Source organism: Lactobacillus sp. ESL0260 (assembly GCF_003692935.1).
In the GTDB taxonomy this organism is placed as follows: Bacteria; Bacillota; Bacilli; order Lactobacillales; family Lactobacillaceae; genus Lactobacillus; species Lactobacillus melliventris.
Map to the genome: position 1 here is coordinate 1 of NZ_REHO01000012.1, position 17,932 is coordinate 17,932.

At 36.5% G+C, this 17,932-nt stretch carries 18 protein-coding genes; 1 reads left to right on the forward strand and 17 read right to left on the reverse strand.

Annotated features, from left to right (window positions below; all coding sequences use genetic code 11):
- Nucleotides 1-147: 147 nt before the first annotated feature.
- The 10 genes from F5ESL0260_RS05620 to gmk all read right to left on the reverse strand — a co-directional run bounded on the left by F5ESL0260_RS05620 (nucleotide 148) and on the right by gmk (nucleotide 10,671).
- Nucleotides 148-834 (reverse strand): thiamine diphosphokinase, encoded by a 687-nt coding sequence (locus F5ESL0260_RS05620; RefSeq protein WP_122026197.1) that lies wholly within the window; start codon nucleotides 832-834, stop codon nucleotides 148-150.
- Complete coding sequence (gene rpe, locus F5ESL0260_RS05625) at nucleotides 831-1,481, reverse strand: ribulose-phosphate 3-epimerase (protein ID WP_122026198.1); 651 nt, start codon at nucleotides 1,479-1,481, stop codon at nucleotides 831-833. The genes F5ESL0260_RS05620 and rpe overlap by 4 nt, the downstream gene beginning before the upstream one ends.
- An 8-nt stretch (nucleotides 1,482-1,489) precedes the next feature.
- A complete protein-coding gene (rsgA, locus tag F5ESL0260_RS05630) occupies nucleotides 1,490-2,380 on the reverse strand; it encodes a ribosome small subunit-dependent GTPase A (RefSeq protein ID WP_370448588.1) in 891 nt (296 codons plus the stop codon).
- Nucleotides 2,376-4,355, reverse strand: a complete 1,980-nt coding sequence (gene pknB, locus F5ESL0260_RS05635; RefSeq protein ID WP_122026200.1) for a Stk1 family PASTA domain-containing Ser/Thr kinase — start codon at nucleotides 4,353-4,355, stop codon at nucleotides 2,376-2,378. The genes rsgA and pknB overlap by 5 nt, the downstream gene beginning before the upstream one ends.
- A complete protein-coding gene (locus F5ESL0260_RS05640; protein WP_110446716.1) occupies nucleotides 4,352-5,101 on the reverse strand; it encodes a Stp1/IreP family PP2C-type Ser/Thr phosphatase in 750 nt (249 codons plus the stop codon). The genes pknB and F5ESL0260_RS05640 overlap by 4 nt, the downstream gene beginning before the upstream one ends.
- Before the next feature lie 4 nt (nucleotides 5,102-5,105).
- Nucleotides 5,106-6,431: a 16S rRNA (cytosine(967)-C(5))-methyltransferase RsmB gene (gene rsmB / locus F5ESL0260_RS05645; RefSeq protein ID WP_122026201.1), complete on the reverse strand. Its 1,326-nt coding sequence runs from the start codon at nucleotides 6,429-6,431 to the stop codon at nucleotides 5,106-5,108.
- Complete coding sequence (fmt, locus tag F5ESL0260_RS05650; RefSeq protein WP_122026202.1) at nucleotides 6,418-7,362, reverse strand: methionyl-tRNA formyltransferase; 945 nt, start codon at nucleotides 7,360-7,362, stop codon at nucleotides 6,418-6,420. Before fmt ends, rsmB begins: the two co-directional genes overlap by 14 nt.
- Nucleotides 7,363-7,375: 13 nt before the next feature.
- Nucleotides 7,376-9,775, reverse strand: a complete 2,400-nt coding sequence (gene priA, locus F5ESL0260_RS05655) for a primosomal protein N' (protein WP_122026203.1) — start codon at nucleotides 9,773-9,775, stop codon at nucleotides 7,376-7,378.
- A 61-nt stretch (nucleotides 9,776-9,836) separates the two neighbouring features.
- Entirely contained in the window at nucleotides 9,837-10,055 is a 219-nt protein-coding gene (gene rpoZ, locus F5ESL0260_RS05660) for a DNA-directed RNA polymerase subunit omega (RefSeq protein WP_110446232.1), read from the reverse strand.
- A gap of 1 nt (nucleotide 10,056) precedes the next feature.
- Complete coding sequence (gene gmk / locus F5ESL0260_RS05665; protein WP_122026204.1) at nucleotides 10,057-10,671, reverse strand: guanylate kinase; 615 nt, start codon at nucleotides 10,669-10,671, stop codon at nucleotides 10,057-10,059.
- 177 nt (nucleotides 10,672-10,848) lie between these two features.
- On the opposite strand from gmk, the gene F5ESL0260_RS05670 reads away from it, so the two are divergent.
- A complete protein-coding gene (locus tag F5ESL0260_RS05670) occupies nucleotides 10,849-11,124 on the forward strand; it encodes a hypothetical protein (protein ID WP_122026205.1) in 276 nt (91 codons plus the stop codon).
- A gap of 32 nt (nucleotides 11,125-11,156) precedes the next feature.
- Here F5ESL0260_RS05670 and F5ESL0260_RS05675 read toward each other — a convergent pair whose 3' ends face one another.
- From F5ESL0260_RS05675 to F5ESL0260_RS05705, 7 genes are read right to left on the reverse strand one after another with little or no spacing between them, the layout of a single operon-like run.
- The gene (locus F5ESL0260_RS05675) at nucleotides 11,157-12,044 is read right to left on the reverse strand and encodes a GNAT family N-acetyltransferase (protein WP_122026206.1); all 888 of its coding nucleotides are present in this window, start codon (nucleotides 12,042-12,044) and stop codon (nucleotides 11,157-11,159) included.
- 20 nt (nucleotides 12,045-12,064) lie between these two features.
- Nucleotides 12,065-13,753 carry a DNA repair protein RecN gene (gene recN, locus F5ESL0260_RS05680; protein ID WP_122026207.1) on the reverse strand — a complete coding sequence of 563 codons (1,689 nt, stop codon included), beginning with the start codon at nucleotides 13,751-13,753 and terminating at the stop codon, nucleotides 12,065-12,067.
- 9 nt (nucleotides 13,754-13,762) lie between these two features.
- The gene (locus tag F5ESL0260_RS05685; protein WP_122026208.1) at nucleotides 13,763-14,575 is read right to left on the reverse strand and encodes a TlyA family RNA methyltransferase; all 813 of its coding nucleotides are present in this window, start codon (nucleotides 14,573-14,575) and stop codon (nucleotides 13,763-13,765) included.
- The gene (locus F5ESL0260_RS05690) at nucleotides 14,575-15,441 is read right to left on the reverse strand and encodes a polyprenyl synthetase family protein (protein ID WP_122026209.1); all 867 of its coding nucleotides are present in this window, start codon (nucleotides 15,439-15,441) and stop codon (nucleotides 14,575-14,577) included. Before F5ESL0260_RS05690 ends, F5ESL0260_RS05685 begins: the two co-directional genes overlap by 1 nt.
- A 12-nt stretch (nucleotides 15,442-15,453) precedes the next feature.
- The gene (locus F5ESL0260_RS05695; protein WP_046325068.1) at nucleotides 15,454-15,696 is read right to left on the reverse strand and encodes an exodeoxyribonuclease VII small subunit; all 243 of its coding nucleotides are present in this window, start codon (nucleotides 15,694-15,696) and stop codon (nucleotides 15,454-15,456) included.
- Nucleotides 15,686-17,044 carry an exodeoxyribonuclease VII large subunit gene (gene xseA, locus F5ESL0260_RS05700; protein ID WP_122026210.1) on the reverse strand — a complete coding sequence of 453 codons (1,359 nt, stop codon included), beginning with the start codon at nucleotides 17,042-17,044 and terminating at the stop codon, nucleotides 15,686-15,688. The genes F5ESL0260_RS05695 and xseA overlap by 11 nt, the downstream gene beginning before the upstream one ends.
- A complete protein-coding gene (locus tag F5ESL0260_RS05705) occupies nucleotides 17,034-17,882 on the reverse strand; it encodes a tetrahydrofolate dehydrogenase/cyclohydrolase catalytic domain-containing protein (RefSeq protein WP_122026211.1) in 849 nt (282 codons plus the stop codon). Before F5ESL0260_RS05705 ends, xseA begins: the two co-directional genes overlap by 11 nt.
- Nucleotides 17,883-17,932 lie beyond the last annotated feature (50 nt).

Sequence of the window (17,932 nt, forward strand, 5' to 3'; positions counted from 1 at the left end):
TCAAGTAAAACTACAGACTATAACTTGTCTTTTTTTGACTTGAAAATTAATTGAAAGAGCAATAAGAATATCTCTATTTAAACATAAACTTTTAAACAGATTTTGGGAAATAAAAAAGCAGAAGAAATCTTCTGCTTTTTTTGTTGCTTAAATATTTTGAAAACGATTAATATCTTTGGACTGAATAACCGCTACTACTCCTTTTGCACATGAAAGTTCAAATGTATCTTTTTCTGGTAAAAATTCATTCGAGCTAAACGAGACGGGATTTGCACTCCTAAAATTGGCCAAATTATATTTAGCTCCATTTATATTTAAACTTAAGACCCCGGTTAAAGTTACTACTCCAAAATATTTATAACCTAGCTGTCTTTTAACTAAGTGTTTCCCAGCATTATAAAATCTAATTGAATTTTGCTGATCAATGAGCGTTATTTTTTCTGCAAAATGGTTAAACTCAGGCTTAAGAACCATAAATAAATTAGACAAAAAGTGATCTAAGCGTCCACCCGTGGCACCAAAAAGAGTTAAATGAGAAGCACGGTAATCTAAAAAGGCGCAGCGAATAGCCAGCTCAGCATCAGTCCAATCTTTTTCTGGATTCGAATATCTAATATCAGCGACATTTTTTTCGATTTCTGCCAATTCATTTCTCTTTAGTGAATCAAAATCACCCTCGGCTAGATCTACCTTAATGCCCATTTCTTGTAAAAGAAGAGCTCCGCGATCAACACCTATTACTAAATCACCGGTTCTATTAGCTTTTAGAAATTGCTCTTTGAGATCGTCAGGCCATAACTGTTTAGGCGCGCCTAGCAGTGCATAGGATTTCATTGCAGTATGCCTTCTAACTCCGTAATTTGCTTCTTAATACTATTCTGACAAAATAAATAAGAGCCAGCAACGAAGATCTTTGCTCCTGCAGCCTTAGCAATTTTAGCAGTTTGTTTGTTAATTCCCCCATCAACTTCAATTGGTACTGTTCCAGCGCTTAAACTAACGGCCTGTTTAATCCTTGAAGAAGATTCATGAATAAATTTTTGACCACCAAAACCGGGATAAACGGTCATTAGTAAAATTTGATCAACTTTCTTAAGAAATTGCTGTAAAACAGAAACTGCAGTATCTGGATTAAGAACTAAACCCGCTTTAACATTGTTTTCTTTTAAATAATCCAGCCAGTAATTGAGTTTATCCTCATTCATTGCCTCATAGTGAAGTAACACTATTTGTGCACCCGCTTTGACAAAAGCAGGTACCAAAACATCAGGGTTATTACTCATTAAGTGAACTTCAACTTCACTTGTAGGAAAAGTCTTTTTAAAATCAGATACGAGCTGCGGACCAAACGACAAATTTGGCACAAAATGTCCATCCATAATATCGATATGAAAGCGGCTGATGCCGCAATCAATCGCCGTTTGAATATCTTTTTCCAAATTTAGATTATTAATATTTAAAATTGACGGTGCAATCACTATTTTTCTCCTTATTTTAAATACTCGGGCAGCCTACCATTTTCTATTTCTTTGCGTATTAACAAATAATCATCATAGCGGCTTTTTTTAATTTCTTTCGCTTCAACTAATCTTTTTACCTCACAACCGGGTTCGTTTAAATGCTGACAACCCCTAAACTTACAATTGCTACTGGCTTTTTTAAATTCAATAAAATAATCACATAACTCTTTTACTTTAATTGGCGTAAGGTCAATTGCTGAAAAGCCTGGAGTATCTGCAAGATAACCTTTTCCTAAAGGAAAAAGGTTAACTGTTCTGGTAGTATGCTTGCCTCGATTTAAGGAATTAGAAATGGCGCCTGTTTCTTGCTTAACGTCACTTTGAAGTGAATTAATTAGAGTGGATTTACCTGCTCCTGATTGTCCAGCAAGAGTCCAGATGTTTTTATTAGCAATCTCGTGAATCAGGTTATTGGCGACCTCTTCTTTGCTATAATAAATTTGATATCCTATAGCGTTATAGTAAAGCAAGTCCTCGTGAATCTTGTTTAGCTTTGACCTACTTGGTAAGTCGCTCTTTGATAGGTAAATACTTACAGCCACACCTTGCCATGAAAAGAAAGTTAAAAAGCGGTCCAATAACTGCAGAGAAAAATCGGGTTGAACTGCTGACATTACTAATAAAACATGATTTACGTTAGCTAAAGCAGGTCGACCAATCAGATTTTTACGAGGTAAAACATCCACTAAATAATTTGTGCCTTGGTCATCAATTTGAATGTTAACGTGATCACCAACAGTTGGTTTCAATTTATTTTTACGAAAAACCCCCCTGGCACGAGTTCTTACAATATCATTAGCAGTCTGAACATCATAAAAGCCTGCAATTGAACCAATAACAATTCCTTGATCCTTTTTAATCATTTTTGACCTTCTCATTCAAAATTATTTGACCATCACGTACTACTTTTAGTTGACCCGGGCCATCCTTTAGTTCGAATGGAATTGAAAAATTCATATCTTTTTTGATATATAAATCCCGGTAAATGTTATCAATTGAATGATTATCATCTGCAATATATATTTGAACATGATTACCGCGCTTATTATCAGAATCATCTTCATCATTATCTTCGTAGCTAACCGTAAAGTTTTTAATTGCTGTTGAATTGCGCTCCTTTTTTGCTCCTTCTGAAACATTAACAGAAATTGTACTTCCACGAGGAACCTGTGTACCTGCTGCTGGACTCATGGAAATAATCATTCCCTTCTTCACTTTGCTGGAATAGGCAGAGCTAACTTGCAGTGTCAAGCCGTGTTTATGCGCAAATTCTTGTGCCTGCTTTAAAGAATAATCTTTTAAATCAGGTAATCTAATCATATGATGCTTTGAGCGCGGATTTTTTCCTTTAGATATTACTAACGTAATTGTTGTTTGTTCCGGCTTTACTTCAACATCGGCAGCAACACTCTGAGAAATGACATGATCAGGTGGAACACTGGATGAAAATTGATTTTCACGAATTACTTCAAAACCTAATTTTTCAAGTTTTTGAACAGCAATGCCATATTCATCACCAGTGACATCAGGTACTTGAACCATACCTGCTCCATCAGAAATATACAGGTCTATATAGCGACCTCGTTTTATTTCTGAGCCAGCAACAGGTGAAGTTTCAATTACTTTGCCGCGATCAATGCTATCGGAATTTCTATGCTTTATTTTGCCAACCTTTAAGCCAACATTTTCAAGTTTATTTCTTGCTTTTTTCTCACTCAGATTTGTCACATCGGGAATTCGTATATCACTATTTTTGTTATTATCGAGCACAAAAAACATTAAGCCAATTATTAAGACTGCGGCCATGCCTACAAAAAGCCACCACCATTTATATTTACGCAAAGCTTGCGTAAAGCTGGAACGATTCTTTTGATAGTCAGCAGTCTTTTCTTGAGTTCTATTTTCCGCATCAGTCTTTTCGACTACTCGATTAGGTTTGAAATTCGGCAAAATAATGGTTTCATCATCATTGTTGCCATGAGTGGGTTTAAAAACTGATTCATTAGCCCGCCCTGGTTCCAAACTGGTATCAAGGTCATCTTTCATTTCCTTAGCAGAATTATACCGGTCACGCGGATCTTTAGCTGTTGCTCTTAAAACTACATTCTCCAGTGGTTGCGGAATATTAGGATCTTGTTTTCTGATTGAAGGAATTGGCTCTTGAGCATGTTTTAAAGCAATTGAAACCGCGGAATCGCCATTAAAAGGCACATTTCCTGTAATCAATTCATATAAAATTATTCCTAAAGAATAAATATCGGATTGTTTGGTAACCAGTCCACCTCTAGTTTGCTCCGGAGACATATAATGGACAGATCCAATTGCAGAATTGGTTTGGGTGACAGAATTTTGGTTTAAGGCCACGGCAATACCAAAATCGGCAATTTTGATATTGCCATGCTTGTCCATTAAAATATTTTGCGGTTTTAGATCCCGGTGAATAACATTATGCTTATGAGCCAAAGACATTGCACTCAGTATTTGGTCCATGATTTTAATAATATTACCTAAATTCAAAGGTGAATTTGCTCTAATATACTCTTTTAAATCAGGACCATCCACATATTCCATAACCATGTACGGCAAACCATGGTCAGTGCCAACATCCAGAACCATCACTATGTTAGGATGACTTAATTCACTGGTAGCAAGTGCTTCTCTTTGAAAACGGGCCAAGGTCTGAGGTTCTTTTTGTAAATCGAGCCGCAAAATTTTAACGGCGACTTTTCGCTGCAGTATGATATCTTCAGCCAGGTAAACATTTGCCATGCCGCCTTCACCTAAAGTATCAATTATACGATACCGGTCTCCTAACAAATAGCCCTTATTGATCATTGCTTGTCACCACCCTCATTTAGAATTAAACAAGCAGTGATATTGTCCTCACCACCCAAGCGATTAGCTTCGTCAATCAGCTTTTGGCAACGACTTTTTAAAGACAAATCCTTGGTTGCAAGTATCTGTTGAATTTGGGGATCACTTAATGAATTAGTCAACCCATCAGTGCAAAGCAAAATAATATCATTATCATTTAAAGCAATCTGCTTATATTCCGGATCAATTGTGCTGGAAACTCCAAGTGATTGAGTAATGATATTTTTTTGAGGATGATTTCTAGCTTGCTGCTTAGTAATTTGCCCCAGTTTAACCAATTCATTGACCAGAGAATGATCTTCTACAAGCTGAACGAATTGGCCATCTGAATAGCCATAGGCTCTTGAATCTCCTAAATGGGCGATTAAAGCTTCATCGTTAAAAACCACAGCCAATACTATTGTTGTCCCCATGCCATTTAAATCTGGAAAACGGTCAGCAGTTCTTAAAATTGTTTCATTCTCATTACTTAGTTGAACGTTCAGCCATTTACGTGCACTGTTTGAATCGTAAAAGTCGGTGACACCAAAATTGTGACCCAAATGACTTACAGCCATAGTCGAAGCCACATCTCCACCTTGATGTCCGCCCATGCCGTCACAAACAATAGCCAACAAAGCATTTTTTTTATTTTTAAAAACCTGTACAGAATCCTGGTTGCTCTTGCGTATTCGTCCAATACTAGAAGCAAATGCTGTTTTAATCAAAATCCTAACCTCGCAATTTAAACTTAGCAATAAAAAAGCCATCGCTACCATAACTATCCGGTAAGATTTTAAGTATCCCCTTTGGGGCTTTTAGCTTACCCGCTGTAAAAGGCTGTAATTTATATTCATCATGCCTTTTTAAAAAAGCTTTAACTACGTCTTCGTCCTCTTCCTGGGAAATAGTGCATGTCGAATACACTAATTCTCCACCTTGACTGATTAAGGAACTTACATGATCTAAAATATTTAATTGAATTTGTTGCAATTTAGTTAAGTCATTTAATGTTTTAGTATACCTGATTTCCGGTTTCCGCCTAATAAGACCTAAACCAGAACAAGGTGCATCCACTAAAATTTTATTGAATTGCTCTTTTTTAAATTCTTGATCTGCTTTTCTGGCATCAAGTGGCTTGACAATTATTTTTGATTCCACATGCATTCTGCTGGCATTCTCTTTAACCAAGCGCAGCTTATTTTCATGTATATCAAGTGCGGTAACATGACCCTTCTTCAACTTTTCAGCGATCTGAACAGTTTTACCTCCTGGTGCACTACAGGCATCAAGAACTTCTTCATTACCGTTAAAAGAAAAAGCACTTACCGCCAAACTAGCAGCTTCATCTTGAATTGTCAATCTGCCTTGTTTAAATAAAGCAGTTTTAAAGATTCCTCCATGTGCTAAGACCAGTTCATCTGAAGCAATTTCAGAATCAGCAGGAAGAAATCCTAAATTTGATAGCTCTTCTTTGACCGAATTATAATCAGCCAATTTTGAAACTCTCACTGTATTTTTAGATGGTTTATTAATGCTAGCTAATATGGCAGCGGTTCTATCTTCACCCCAATGACTAATCAAGTACTGAACTAACCATTTAGGTGTGCTTTCCTTAACACTAAGATAAAGCGTCTTGTCTTTTTCATTTGGCAAAATCGAGCCTCTTCTTAACAAAGAACGTAAGATACCGTTGACAATTTTAAATCCAGCAGAATGCCTCTTACCGTATTCTTTTGCTAATTTATTAGCCTCATTTAAGACTGCCCTATTGGGAATGCTGTTCATAAACAGGATTTGATAGGAAGACATCAATAATAATGGCCAGAGGTAATCTTCCTTAAGTTCTGTCTTCAGTAAATCATGAAGTTGATATTCCAAATAGATTTTTTCCTGTATAGTGCCGTAGACAATTCTGGTTGCTAAATTCTGATCAGCTTGAGTAAGCTTAGCTTCACGCAAACTATTATTAAAACTAATATTTGAGTAGGACCCTGAACACAATACACGAATTAAAGTAGACAGGGCCACTGACCGGGCGCTTTTAGGAGCCGACAATTTTATCACCTATAGCAAAGCTTTTTCCTTGTCCGTTTAAAAAGCTTTTTACAGTCATTTTTTTCTTTCCTGCCGGCTGAACCTCAAGTAAATTTAAAACTGTATGATTGGCAAAGCTAATAGCAAAACGTTTTTTATTATCAACCACTGTTCCAGCTGATAGAGAGGTAGTTTCTGGAGTCACTTCGGCTCGCCATACTTTAAATCTTTTATTATCAACCAGCAAATAAGCTCCGGGATCGGGATTAAGACCGCGAATTAAGTTGTTGGCTTCCGTCGCAGTCATGCTTATTTTTATTTGTTCCTGCTCTTTGCTGATGTTTGGGGAAAATACTACTTTGGTTTCATCTTGAGCCGTTTTCTTCTGAGGATCTGCAATAATTTGAGGCAAAGTCTGAAGCAACAAGTCACGTCCCAAAAAAGACAATTTCTCAAAAACAGTTCCTGCTGTATCATCTTTTTGAATGTCAATTGCTTTTTGAGCATAAATGGCACCGGCATCCATTTGCTTAACCATTTCCATAATTGTTACTCCAGTTTGCTTATCTCCATTGATCAGAGCATATTGTATAGGTGCCCCACCACGATACTTTGGCAACATTGAACCGTGAACATTAACTGCAGCTATTTTAGCTGATTGCAAAAATTTACTAGGTAAAAACTGACCGTAAGCAGCTGTAATAATCAAATCTGCGTGCATAGCTATTAATGCAGCTACTTCTTCTGATTTTGCTAAATGAGCAGGTTGAAAAACTGGTAAATTTAATTTTTGTGCTAAAACCTTAACTGGAGACTCAGTAACTTCCTGCTTGCGACCAACTTTTTTGTCAGGTTGAGTAACTACTGCCTTGATTTCATATTTTTCATTTGCAAGAGCCTTTAAAATGGGCACGGCAAATTTAGGAGTTCCTAAAAAAATTATTGATGTCATTAAACATTCCCCTTTACATTATGCGTTCAGGCTCATTGTCAATATAGACAGTTAAGCCATACTTTTTCATTTTTTGGGCCGAATCTTGGATTTGATGTAACAACTGGTTAAGATTATCTTCTTTTTTATATTTTACCAGTATTTGATAATAATATTTGTTTTTTAGACGAGAAATTGCACTAGGTGTAGGGCCCAAAACTATTGTTGACTGGTGTAATTTGGGTTGTAACCATTTTTTTATCTTAAAAGCCTCTCTGGCAGCATTTTGTTCTTTTTTAGCAGCTATTGAGACCAAAACAGTATAAAAATATGGCGGGTAATTACCAGCATGTCTAACACGCATTTCGTATTGATAAAAACGTTCATAATCCTGAGTCTCAGCTAGTTTAACCGCATAATGACCCGGATTAAATGTTTGAATAATTACCTCGCCCTTTTTTTGAGCTCGACCAGCTCGGCCTGCCACTTGAGTCAGTAATTCAAAAGTGCGCTCAGAGGCATTATAATCTGGCAGCCAAAGACCCGTGTCAGCATTAACAACCCCTACCAGTGTTACATTAGGAAAATCCAGTCCCTTAGCAATCATTTGCGTGCCCAGCAATATATCAGCTTCATGATTGCCAAATGCATCTAAAATCTTTTTAAATGCACCCTTTCTTCTTGTGGTATCTACATCCATCCGTAAGACACGAGTACCTGGTAATAATTGATTTAGTTCTGTCATTACTTTTTGAGTACCAGTTCCCAAAAACCGTATTTTTTTACTTTGACAATTTGGACATTTTTCAGGAATTGCCGTCGCATAACCACAATAATGGCACTGCATTTTATTTGTATCTTTATGCATAGTCAATGACAGATCGCAATTAGGACACTTCATGACATAGCCACATTCACGACAAAGCATGAAGTTAGCAAAGCCCCGCCGATTTAACATTAAAATTACCTGCTCATTTTTAGCTATTCTTTGCTTTATTGCTTTCACCAACTCAGTAGAAAGATCGAACTGCCCACCAGTATAGTTTGCCTTTTTTAAATCCACAATGTCAACTTGGGGTAAACTTTGTTTATTAGCACGATGTGGTAACCTCAATAATTGATAAACACCCTTTTGCGCGCGTGCTCTACTTCCAAGAGACGGGGTTGCGCTGCCTAATATCAGGGGACAAGAGTGGTACTTACTGCGCCAAATTGCAACATTTCGAGCGTGATAGCGCGGATTGTCCTCTTGCTTATACGATGATTCATGCTCTTCATCAATCACTATCAAGCCAATATTTTCTAAGGGCGCAAAAACTGCACTTCTGGCACCAACAACTACACGAACTTCATTACGTAGAATGCGGCGCCACTCATCATACACTTCGCCTTCAGACAAGCCACTATGTAAAACGGCAACTTGTTGGCCAAATCTGCTCTTAACTTGGGCAACCATTTGTGGAGTTAAAGATATTTCCGGAACCATCATTAAAGCATTTCTGCCCTCTTTTAGCGTAGCGCTGATAGCGTTTAAATAGACTTCAGTTTTACCGCTGCCAGTCACACCTTCCAACAAGAAGATTCGTGACTCTTTTAACTTAACTGCTGGTACTATACGGTCAAGAGCTTCTTTTTGATCATTGTTTAGCTTGATTTTTTTAGACAAATTTTTTTTGCGGCTATAGTCTGACAATGGATCACGATATTTTTCAATCTGCTTCTTATTAAGCCAGCCCTTTTTGACAGCATTGGTTAGTGAAACTGTATTGAGATGGGTATTATTTTCTATTTGACTTTGCATTAAAGGAAAATTATTAAAATTTTCAATTAAATACATAATGAGCTGTTTTTGTTTGACAGCATTTCCCCTTAATGACTCGTAGATACTGCCATATTCGTTCTTAGTTTTGCATAGAGAATATTCGTTTTCAGTTTTAACCCGGGCTTTATTTTCAACAAGGTATTCCACTTTGGCATCATTTGAACGCAATAATTGACGTATTGTGGCAATTTGCTTGTTGTCGGTTATTTTATTTAAATCCAATGGGTCGCCCTGGAAAAGACCCATTTTTTGCGCTTTTGCAGAATTAGGAACCAAAATTTTACGGTAGTTGGCACGCATAATTCTTGGAAGCATCGTTTTTAAAATTGATATGCGATAAGAATAAATATTATCAGCTAAATCCTTTGACAGTTTTACTAATTCCAAAGTTAGCGGCGGCATTTCATCAACCACTAAAAGTAAATCTTTTAATTTACCTTGATATTGACTTGTTGTATTTAGTCCTACCACAAAACCTTGTAATTTGCGTGGACCGAATGGTACAAAGACTCTTGAGCCTATTTCAACTTTACCAAGTTCCTTTGGCACATGATATTCAAAGACTCGATCCGTTTGTTTAGCCGCAACATCAACGATGACTTGTGCGATCATTTTATCACCTTCAAAAAATGACCTCCATCTCTTTTAGGATGGAGGTCATAAATTTTATTAATTACTGATTAACCTCGCGATGACTGGGATCAACGGTAACTTTACCAGCTTCTATTTCTTCTAAAGCTTTACCAACTGGCTTTTGTGATTTGTAGCTTTTTAAAGCTTCAGGGTCGCCGTCTTCCAATTCATGTGCTCTTTTGGCCGCAAGCACTGATAAAGAATATCTTGAATCAACCTGTGCCAACAATTTATCAATAGATGGATATGTAACTCTCATTTTAGTCCTCCTTAACCATTTTGCGATAAGTATCAATGACACGTTTTACACTAACATGTTCAGCTTCAACAATCGCCTTGATATGATCAACTGCATTGGCAACTGTATCATTGACAACAGCATAATCATAATCCTGCATCACCAGAATTTCTTGACGGGCCTGCTTTATCCGACCCATAATCACATCTTCTGATTCAGTACCACGATTTTCCAACCTGGTATGTAATGTATGCAAATCAGGTGGCGTGAGGAAAATAAACACCCCATCAGGCATTTGTTGTCTAACTTTTTGGGCACCATTAACGTCAATTTCCAGCAGAACATCTTTACCTTCATCAAGCATTTTTGCAACTGGTGCCTTAGGAGTGCCATAAAAATGGTTCACATATTGATTATACTCCAAAAGTTCATTTTGACTGATTGCCTGCTTAAATCGTTCCTCAGTAACAAAAAAATAATCTTTACCATTGATCTCTCCTGGTCGTGGCTGTCTGGTGGTCATGGACACGGAATATTCAAATGGAAAAACCTTATTCTTCACAATTGCACTTTTAACGGTACCCTTACCTACTCCCGAAGGGCCCGAAAGGACAAGTAACAAACCTTTTTCTGTCATGCCAAACTCCCTTATGAAAAGCTATTGTATCTAGTTTGCACTAAAATGATAATATTTTCAAGTCACGGTATTTTTAACCAACAAAAAAATTTAAATTTAATACTTGTTTTTTAGAACAGATGTTCTTATAATATAAGTTGTCAAACAAATGTTCGGTTAAATACAAGGGATGATTTGATGAAAAATTCACTAAAAAAACTTTGTCACTATTTTTTTGATTATGACGATGAAAAATTAAGTATTTACAGCCAATATAATTATGAAATTTTAGCTGAGCTTAATAGAGCTCTACTTGGCCGCTCATATGTACTAATCAGTTATCAGGATGGAACAAGTGAAATCGGACAAATTATCAACCGTATTTCTGCAGGTCGCTTTGTTTTACGTTCAGTAAATAAAAAAATTATTAAGATTATTGATCTTGATAATATTTTCAGAATTGATCTTGAATAAACAATTTTACTAAAATACTTTATTGCCAGGAATCAATGTGATTCTTGGCTTTTTAAATACAGTGTTTCACTTAGTATTATAAAACCAGCTTTTTCATAAATGTGAATTGCCGCTTTATTTTCAACATCAGCATTTAAAGCAAAAACTCTGCTGCCTTCCTTTTGCAAAATTGCAATCATCTTTTTGATAAAAAATGTCCCAAAACCTTGTCCGCGAAATGGCTTATCAATAAACAAGCCAAAAAAGTAATCTTCGTTATCGCCATGATCAACAGCACAATAGCCGGCAACTTCATTACCTTTTAATAAAATAAAGCTTGTAGTATCCTTATCTGCCAATGCATTTTTAACATATTTAATAGATGTGGCAATTGCTTCTCCAAAAGCATTGCTGTGAGCCTTAGCAACTTGATCTACATAGTTTTCGGCTAAAATTTTGACTTCTAAAATTTGGTTTAATCTATCTGCTTTATCAAGTGGCAAAGGTTGTTCAGTCCGCATATAATAATCAGAATCTTCTTTCACTGCAGTCAACTTGCAATTGGTTAAAAATTCCGGATTCTTTGCCAAAAAAGCTTTTTCTGTTGGAAATTCCCACTTATGGTAACCAAATTGCAGCATAATTCGTTTGGCATGCTTCCACATTTTGCTAGCAACGTGGTGTCTGCGAAATTCAGGATCAACTACTAAGTTAACTTCGACTTCTTCAGCAGGACCATCATCAGCATAAAGCATTGTTAAACCGATTAACTTTTGTCCTTCATAAGCTAAGACAAATGTTGGCATATCACCAAAATAGTTGTACTTGTTGCTTAAATAAATATTAGAGTAGGTATGATCAGCTTTATTTATTCTTTTATTTAAACCAGCAGCCTGTTTAGTCTCCTCGTTATTTAAAGTAACTTTTTCAACAACTTCCATTCTTTTCCCTCTCACTATTATTATTTCTTTTTTCTTTTAAAGCTCCTCATCAAATCCTTAGCATTTTGTTTAGCTGCTTGCGTCACGTCACTACCAGCCATCATTTCTGCGATTGCAGTTATTGTTTCTTCCTGAGTTAAAGGCCCAATTTGTGTATAGGTGGCTCCATCTTTGACTTTTTTGGCAACTAAATATTTTTGATCACCTGCAGCAGCAACTTGCGGTGAATGGGTAATGGCAATAACTTGCTTATTTTCACCAATTGAATGCAATTTTTGACCAATTGCCGCGGAAACGCGGCCGGAGACGCCAGTATCAATTTCATCAAAAATCATTGTTCCCACTGGTTCAACTTTACTAAAAATTGCCTTCAAAGCCAAAATCAAACGGGATTGTTCACCCCCAGATACGATCTTAACTAAAGGCATTAATTCTTCACCCGGGTTTGGTGCAATCAAGAAGACAATATTATCTGTACCATTCTTAGTAAAAGTTTTGGTCGTTGCAAAATCTATACTAAAGCGGGCCTTAGCCATATATAAATCTGCTAATTCCTGCTTGATTTTGCTTTCCAAACTCGCAGCCACTTTTTTTCTCATGTCATGCAGACTTTTTGCTTCAGCCTGAAGCTCTTGTTCAAGATTTTTGAGCTGCTTTTGCAGTTTTTCCTCATCAAGTCCGCCAGCTTCATATTGACCCAATTCAGACTGGATTTTGTCATAAAAAGCAAAAACATCTTCTAACGAAGGACCATATTTTTTCTTGAGTGAATTAAGCAAATCTAACCTGCTGGAAACATATTGAAATCTTTCCTCATCAAAGTCCATTTCGTCAAGAACATTTGATAATTCACTGCGTGCATCACTTAAAGCAAAAACCCCATCATCAATTGTCTTGGCAATATCTTTAAATTTTGCACCATACTCTGTGAGTTCATTTGCGGCACTTTGAGCGTTACCTATTAAAGTTTCAATACCGTGATCCTCGTCATCATATAATTGCATTAAATAATTAGCAGTATCAACGATTTTTTGATAATTATTTAATTCATTATATTCTTCTTCAAGTTGATCATCTTCATGAGGATCTTTCAAGTCAGCCTTAGACAGTTCGTCATTTTGAAAGGACAAAATATCTTGTTTTTGTGCCATTTCCTGTGCATTTTTATGCAAATGACTAATTTGCGCTGTTAATTTTTGCCACTTTTTAAAATTTGATTGGTAAAGTGAGAGTTCTTGTTTAAAATCATTTGACGCGTAATTATCCACTAAATCGATTTGTCTATCCTGATCCATTAAAATCTGCTGGTCATTTTGGCCATGAATATCAACCAGATAATTACCCAGCTCTCGTAAAACATTAATTGTGGTTAATTGACCGTTTATTCGAACAATATTGCGTCCTTTAACAGCTAATTCCCTGCTGATAATCAATTGGTTGTCTGTATTGGGAATACCATATTTTTCACAAATTTCAGTAATTTTTTTAGTCACATGGTCAACTTCAAATAAGCCTGTAACAACAGCCTTTTTCTCACCACTGCGAATCATTTCTTTTTGACCACGACTGCCCATTAATAAAGAAACTGCATCGATAATAATAGATTTCCCAGCACCAGTTTCACCAATTAAGACAGTCATATTTTCTTGAAAGCGAACCTTCAATGCTTTTATAATGGCAAAATTTTTAATATCCAGTTCAACTAACATTTCTTTCTCCTAAAGATCGGCAACAGCCTGAGCAACCACTTCTTCCGGGGTCCCAGACCATAACAATTTTCCGCCATCTTTTTCTTCTTTTTGTAAATGTATTAAAAATTCAATATTACCTTTGCCACCTTTTATAGGTGAATAGTCAATATTAAGAACATTAAATCCAATTGCTCTGGCTTTTTCAATTGTATGCTTAATGACAGCGCAATGAACAGCGTGGTCGTGGACTATTCCATGTTTGCCGACATGCTGTGGACCTGCTTCAAACTGCGGTTTTATTAAACAAACTGCATCACAGCCATCTTTTAAGATCTGAAACATCGGCGGCATAATTAAATCAAGCGAAATAAAAGAAACATCTGTCATCGCAAATTCGGGCTGTCCGTGAGTGAAATCACTTAGCTGACTATAACGAAAATTTTGTTTTTCCATCACAATTACACGAGGATCATCTCGCAGCTGCCATGCAAGTTGATTATAGCCAACATCCAGTGCGTAAACGAGTTTAGCCTTATTCTGTAAAGCCACATCTGTAAAACCGCCAGTAGAAGCACCAATATCAAGGCAGATTTTATCTGTTAAATCAATCTGAAAAGATTTTAAGGCTTTGGCAAGCTTAAAACCTCCGCGAGAGACATACTTCTTATCATTTTTTTTGATATAAAATATTTCATCAACCGGAAAATTGGTACCGCTCTTATCAATTCTCTGGTGATTATGATCAGAAACTAATCCGGCCATGATAGCTCGCTGAGCCTGAGTTCGCGAATGAAATAATCCTTGCTGAACTAATAAAATATCCGCTCTCTTTTTTACCATTACAATACCTTTTTATATAAATCAAGAAATCCCACTAAAACATGTGAGTCAATATTTTTTAAAGATTGCTGAGCTTCATTAATTAGAGCAGATAACTCTTCACGGCTTTGAGCAATTCCAAGTAAAGTTAGTGTATTATTCTTACCATTTTCGGAATCTTTATGCGTTTTCTTACCTGCTTCCTCACTAGTTTCGACCACATCAACTAGATCATCATAAATTTGATATGAACGACCAAAAGCATGGGCAAATTGCAGAAGTTGTTTTCTTTGGGATATATTTGCATGTCCATAATCTGCTCCCATTTCAACACATGCTCTGAGTAAACAGCCCGTTTTTAACCATTCCATCTTATTTATAAATTCAGAATTATGAGCGACACTTTCATTATTTGTAGAGTCGATATCTAAATACTGACCGCCAACCATACCATTGGGACCCACTGCTTTAGTAATAATATTCACTAAATTTGCCGAGTTGCTTCCTTGAGCGATCCACTGAATTCCCATCGGTAATAGTGCATCCCCAGCAAGAATTGCTTCAGCTTCACCCCATTTTTTATGACTTGTTAATTTTCCTCTACGAAAATCATCATTATCCATCGCGGGTAAGTCATCATGAATTAATGAATATGTGTGAATTAATTCAATTCCACACGCGATTCTTATTTCGTTGTCACTAATTTTGGCTTTCAGTGCAGCCAAAGTTGCTAAAAATAGTAAGGGACGCAGCCTTTTACCACCAGCCATAACTGAATATGACATGATTTGACTTATTTTTTTATCTGTAACTTCACTTTCAAGATGTTCTCTTAAAAAGTTATCTATTACTGGAGTCCATGTTGCTTTGAATTCATTAAATGTCATTTTTACTCTTCTTTATTTTTCAGGTGCAGCAGCATCATTGGGGTCAAGCTTGCGTTCAGTACCATCACTCTCAATTAATTTTGCTACTGTTTCTTCAGCTTCAGTTAATTTTTTATTCAAATTGCGGCTTAATTTGACACCTGTTTGAAACTGCTCAAGAGCATCTTCTAGTGGGATATCACCGTTTTCCAAATTATTAACAATTGTCTGCAATTCTTTTAATTCTGCTTCAAAATTATTTTTCTTAGTGGCCATTTTTTTCTCTCCTAGTTGAACCAATTATTGCTGTCGCTTGTCCGTCTTTGAAATGCAGTCTGACTTCATCTTTTATTTTAACTTGAGCAATAGAACTAACAGTTTTATTTTGTTTATCAGTCACAAAAGCATAGCCTCTGTCCAAAGTTTTGAGAGGACTGTAATCATTAAGCTGCTGCGCTGTCTGACTTAGGGCATTGCGTTTTACTTGTAAACATTGCTTGGTATTAGCAACTAATCTCTGATAATAAAAATCTGTTTGTTGCAATAACGCTGCAATTTTTTTACCAGGACTGACTGCAAGCAGTCTTTGCTTTTCCAACTGGTAACTTTGTCTTCTGCGTTCTAATTGACGCACCATATTATTATGTAAATTATCTCGCAAAAGGTCTAATGTTTGTGCCTGTTCATCATACAGTCGTGTAGGTTCTCGCATGATAACAGAATTATTAATACGATTTAAAGTATCACGCCGAATTCTGATTGTATTTTGCATACTAGAAACAAGACTATTCTGCATTTGACGAATATTAATTAATTCATCTGCCAAATTAGGAGTAGCGTATTCAGCAGCTGCCGTGGGAGTGGCAGCGCGCACATCCGCAACTAAATCACATAATGTGGTGTCCGTTTCATGACCTACTGAAGAAATAACCGGCATTTTCATGGCAAACACTTGTCGTACTACCCCTTCTTCATTAAAAGGCCATAAATCTTCAAGTGAACCACCGCCACGACCAATTATCATGACATCATATTTGTCTTTAAACTGAGCTATTTGCTTCATAGCAGATATTAATGAATCTGCAGCAGAATCTCCTTGGACTTGAGCGGGGAACAAATCAACTTCTGCATGTGGAAACCTCCTGTTAACCGTCACTAAAATATCATGGATCACGGCGCCAGAAGCACTGGTTACAACGGCAATATAATCAGGAAAACGAGGTAAGGGCTTTTTATATTTTTGGTCGAATAATCCTTCATTTGCTAGTTTTCTTTGCAACTGTTTCAGTTGTTCATATAAGGCTCCTAATCCCGCCGGTTCCATCGATTCTGCGTAAAACTGGTAAGAACCTTGTGGACCATAAACACTAACGTAACCAGTTACATAGACTTTCATTCCTTCTTCAGGCTTAAACTTTACTTTAGCAAAATATGAACGAAACATTACTACATTAATTTTAGATTTTTCATCTTTTAGTGAAAAATACTGGTGAGAGTTACGGCGATAACGGAAATTAGACAATTCACCCTGAAGAAATACTTTATGTAAGTAAGGATCGTTTTTAAACTTTTGCGTTATATAGTAATTTAGGTCTGAAACTGTGAGATATTTATCACTTTCCATAATTTCTCCTTGTTAACTGGACAACCTGTTCCATAAGAGATTCAACTGTAAGAGGCCCAACTCCCCCTGGCACCGGGGTAATAAAGCTGGTTAGCGGTGCAACCTGAGCAAAATCGACATCACCGACAGTTTTTCCTTTAACACGACTGATACCCACATCTATGATAACTGCATCTTTTTTGACCATTTCAGCAGTGACTAAATTGGCTTGTCCAGTTGCTGTCACCAGAATATCAGCTCTTTTGGTATATTCTGCCAAATTCTTTGTTTTTAAATGTAAAATTGAAACTGTTGCATCCCTTTCAAGCATTAATGCAGCTAACGGTTTGCCTACAATACTACTTCTACCTATAATTACCGCATTTTTACCTTTCAAAGTAATGTGATAATAGTCTAGTAAAGCCAAAATGCCATGAGCTGTTGCAGGTTCAACAAAATGATCCCCCTGCCATAAACGTCCTATGTTTGCAGGCGTCAGGCAATCAACATCTTTTTCAGGATTAATAGCTGCTAAAACTTCATTTAAATTAATCTGCTTTGGTACAGGTAATTGAATCATGATGCCATTGACGGCTTTTTCATTATTCAAGCGTTTAATTAATTTTAATAGTTCTTGCTGCGTTATCGTACTTGGTAATTGAAACAGTTTTTGCTCTATGCCTATTTGATTTGCTCTTCTTTTTTTAGTTTTGAGGTAAATTTTACTACTGGGATCGTCACCAATATTAATTACGCAAAATAGAGGTTGCACCCCCAGCGATTTTAATTCGCAAACTTGCTTTTGCAATTTTCGAGCACGAATATCAGCCAAGCGCTTGCCATCTAAAAGCTGCCCCATTTTTGTCATTTCCTTTTCTAAAAAAATAGTCGGCCTAAAGCCGACTATAA

Excerpts from the sequence above, each read along its gene's own strand:
- F5ESL0260_RS05620 (WP_122026197.1), bottom strand. The coding sequence starts at position 834 with ATGAAATCCTATGCACTGCTAGGCGCGCCTAAACAGTTATGGCCTGAC.
- pknB (WP_122026200.1), bottom strand. The coding sequence starts at position 4,355 with ATGATCAATAAGGGCTATTTGTTAGGAGACCGGTATCGTATAATTGAT.
- fmt (WP_122026202.1), bottom strand. The coding sequence starts at position 7,362 with ATGACATCAATAATTTTTTTAGGAACTCCTAAATTTGCCGTGCCCATT.
- priA (WP_122026203.1), bottom strand. The coding sequence starts at position 9,775 with ATGATCGCACAAGTCATCGTTGATGTTGCGGCTAAACAAACGGATCGA.
- rpoZ (WP_110446232.1), bottom strand. The coding sequence starts at position 10,055 with ATGAGAGTTACATATCCATCTATTGATAAATTGTTGGCACAGGTTGAT.
- gmk (WP_122026204.1), bottom strand. The coding sequence starts at position 10,671 with ATGACAGAAAAAGGTTTGTTACTTGTCCTTTCGGGCCCTTCGGGAGTA.
- F5ESL0260_RS05670 (WP_122026205.1), top strand. The coding sequence starts at position 10,849 with ATGAAAAATTCACTAAAAAAACTTTGTCACTATTTTTTTGATTATGAC.
- F5ESL0260_RS05675 (WP_122026206.1), bottom strand. The coding sequence starts at position 12,044 with ATGGAAGTTGTTGAAAAAGTTACTTTAAATAACGAGGAGACTAAACAG.
- recN (WP_122026207.1), bottom strand. The coding sequence starts at position 13,753 with ATGTTAGTTGAACTGGATATTAAAAATTTTGCCATTATAAAAGCATTG.
- F5ESL0260_RS05685 (WP_122026208.1), bottom strand. The coding sequence starts at position 14,575 with ATGGTAAAAAAGAGAGCGGATATTTTATTAGTTCAGCAAGGATTATTT.
- F5ESL0260_RS05690 (WP_122026209.1), bottom strand. The coding sequence starts at position 15,441 with ATGACATTTAATGAATTCAAAGCAACATGGACTCCAGTAATAGATAAC.
- F5ESL0260_RS05695 (WP_046325068.1), bottom strand. The coding sequence starts at position 15,696 with ATGGCCACTAAGAAAAATAATTTTGAAGCAGAATTAAAAGAATTGCAG.
- xseA (WP_122026210.1), bottom strand. The coding sequence starts at position 17,044 with ATGGAAAGTGATAAATATCTCACAGTTTCAGACCTAAATTACTATATA.
- F5ESL0260_RS05705 (WP_122026211.1), bottom strand. The coding sequence starts at position 17,882 with ATGGGGCAGCTTTTAGATGGCAAGCGCTTGGCTGATATTCGTGCTCGA.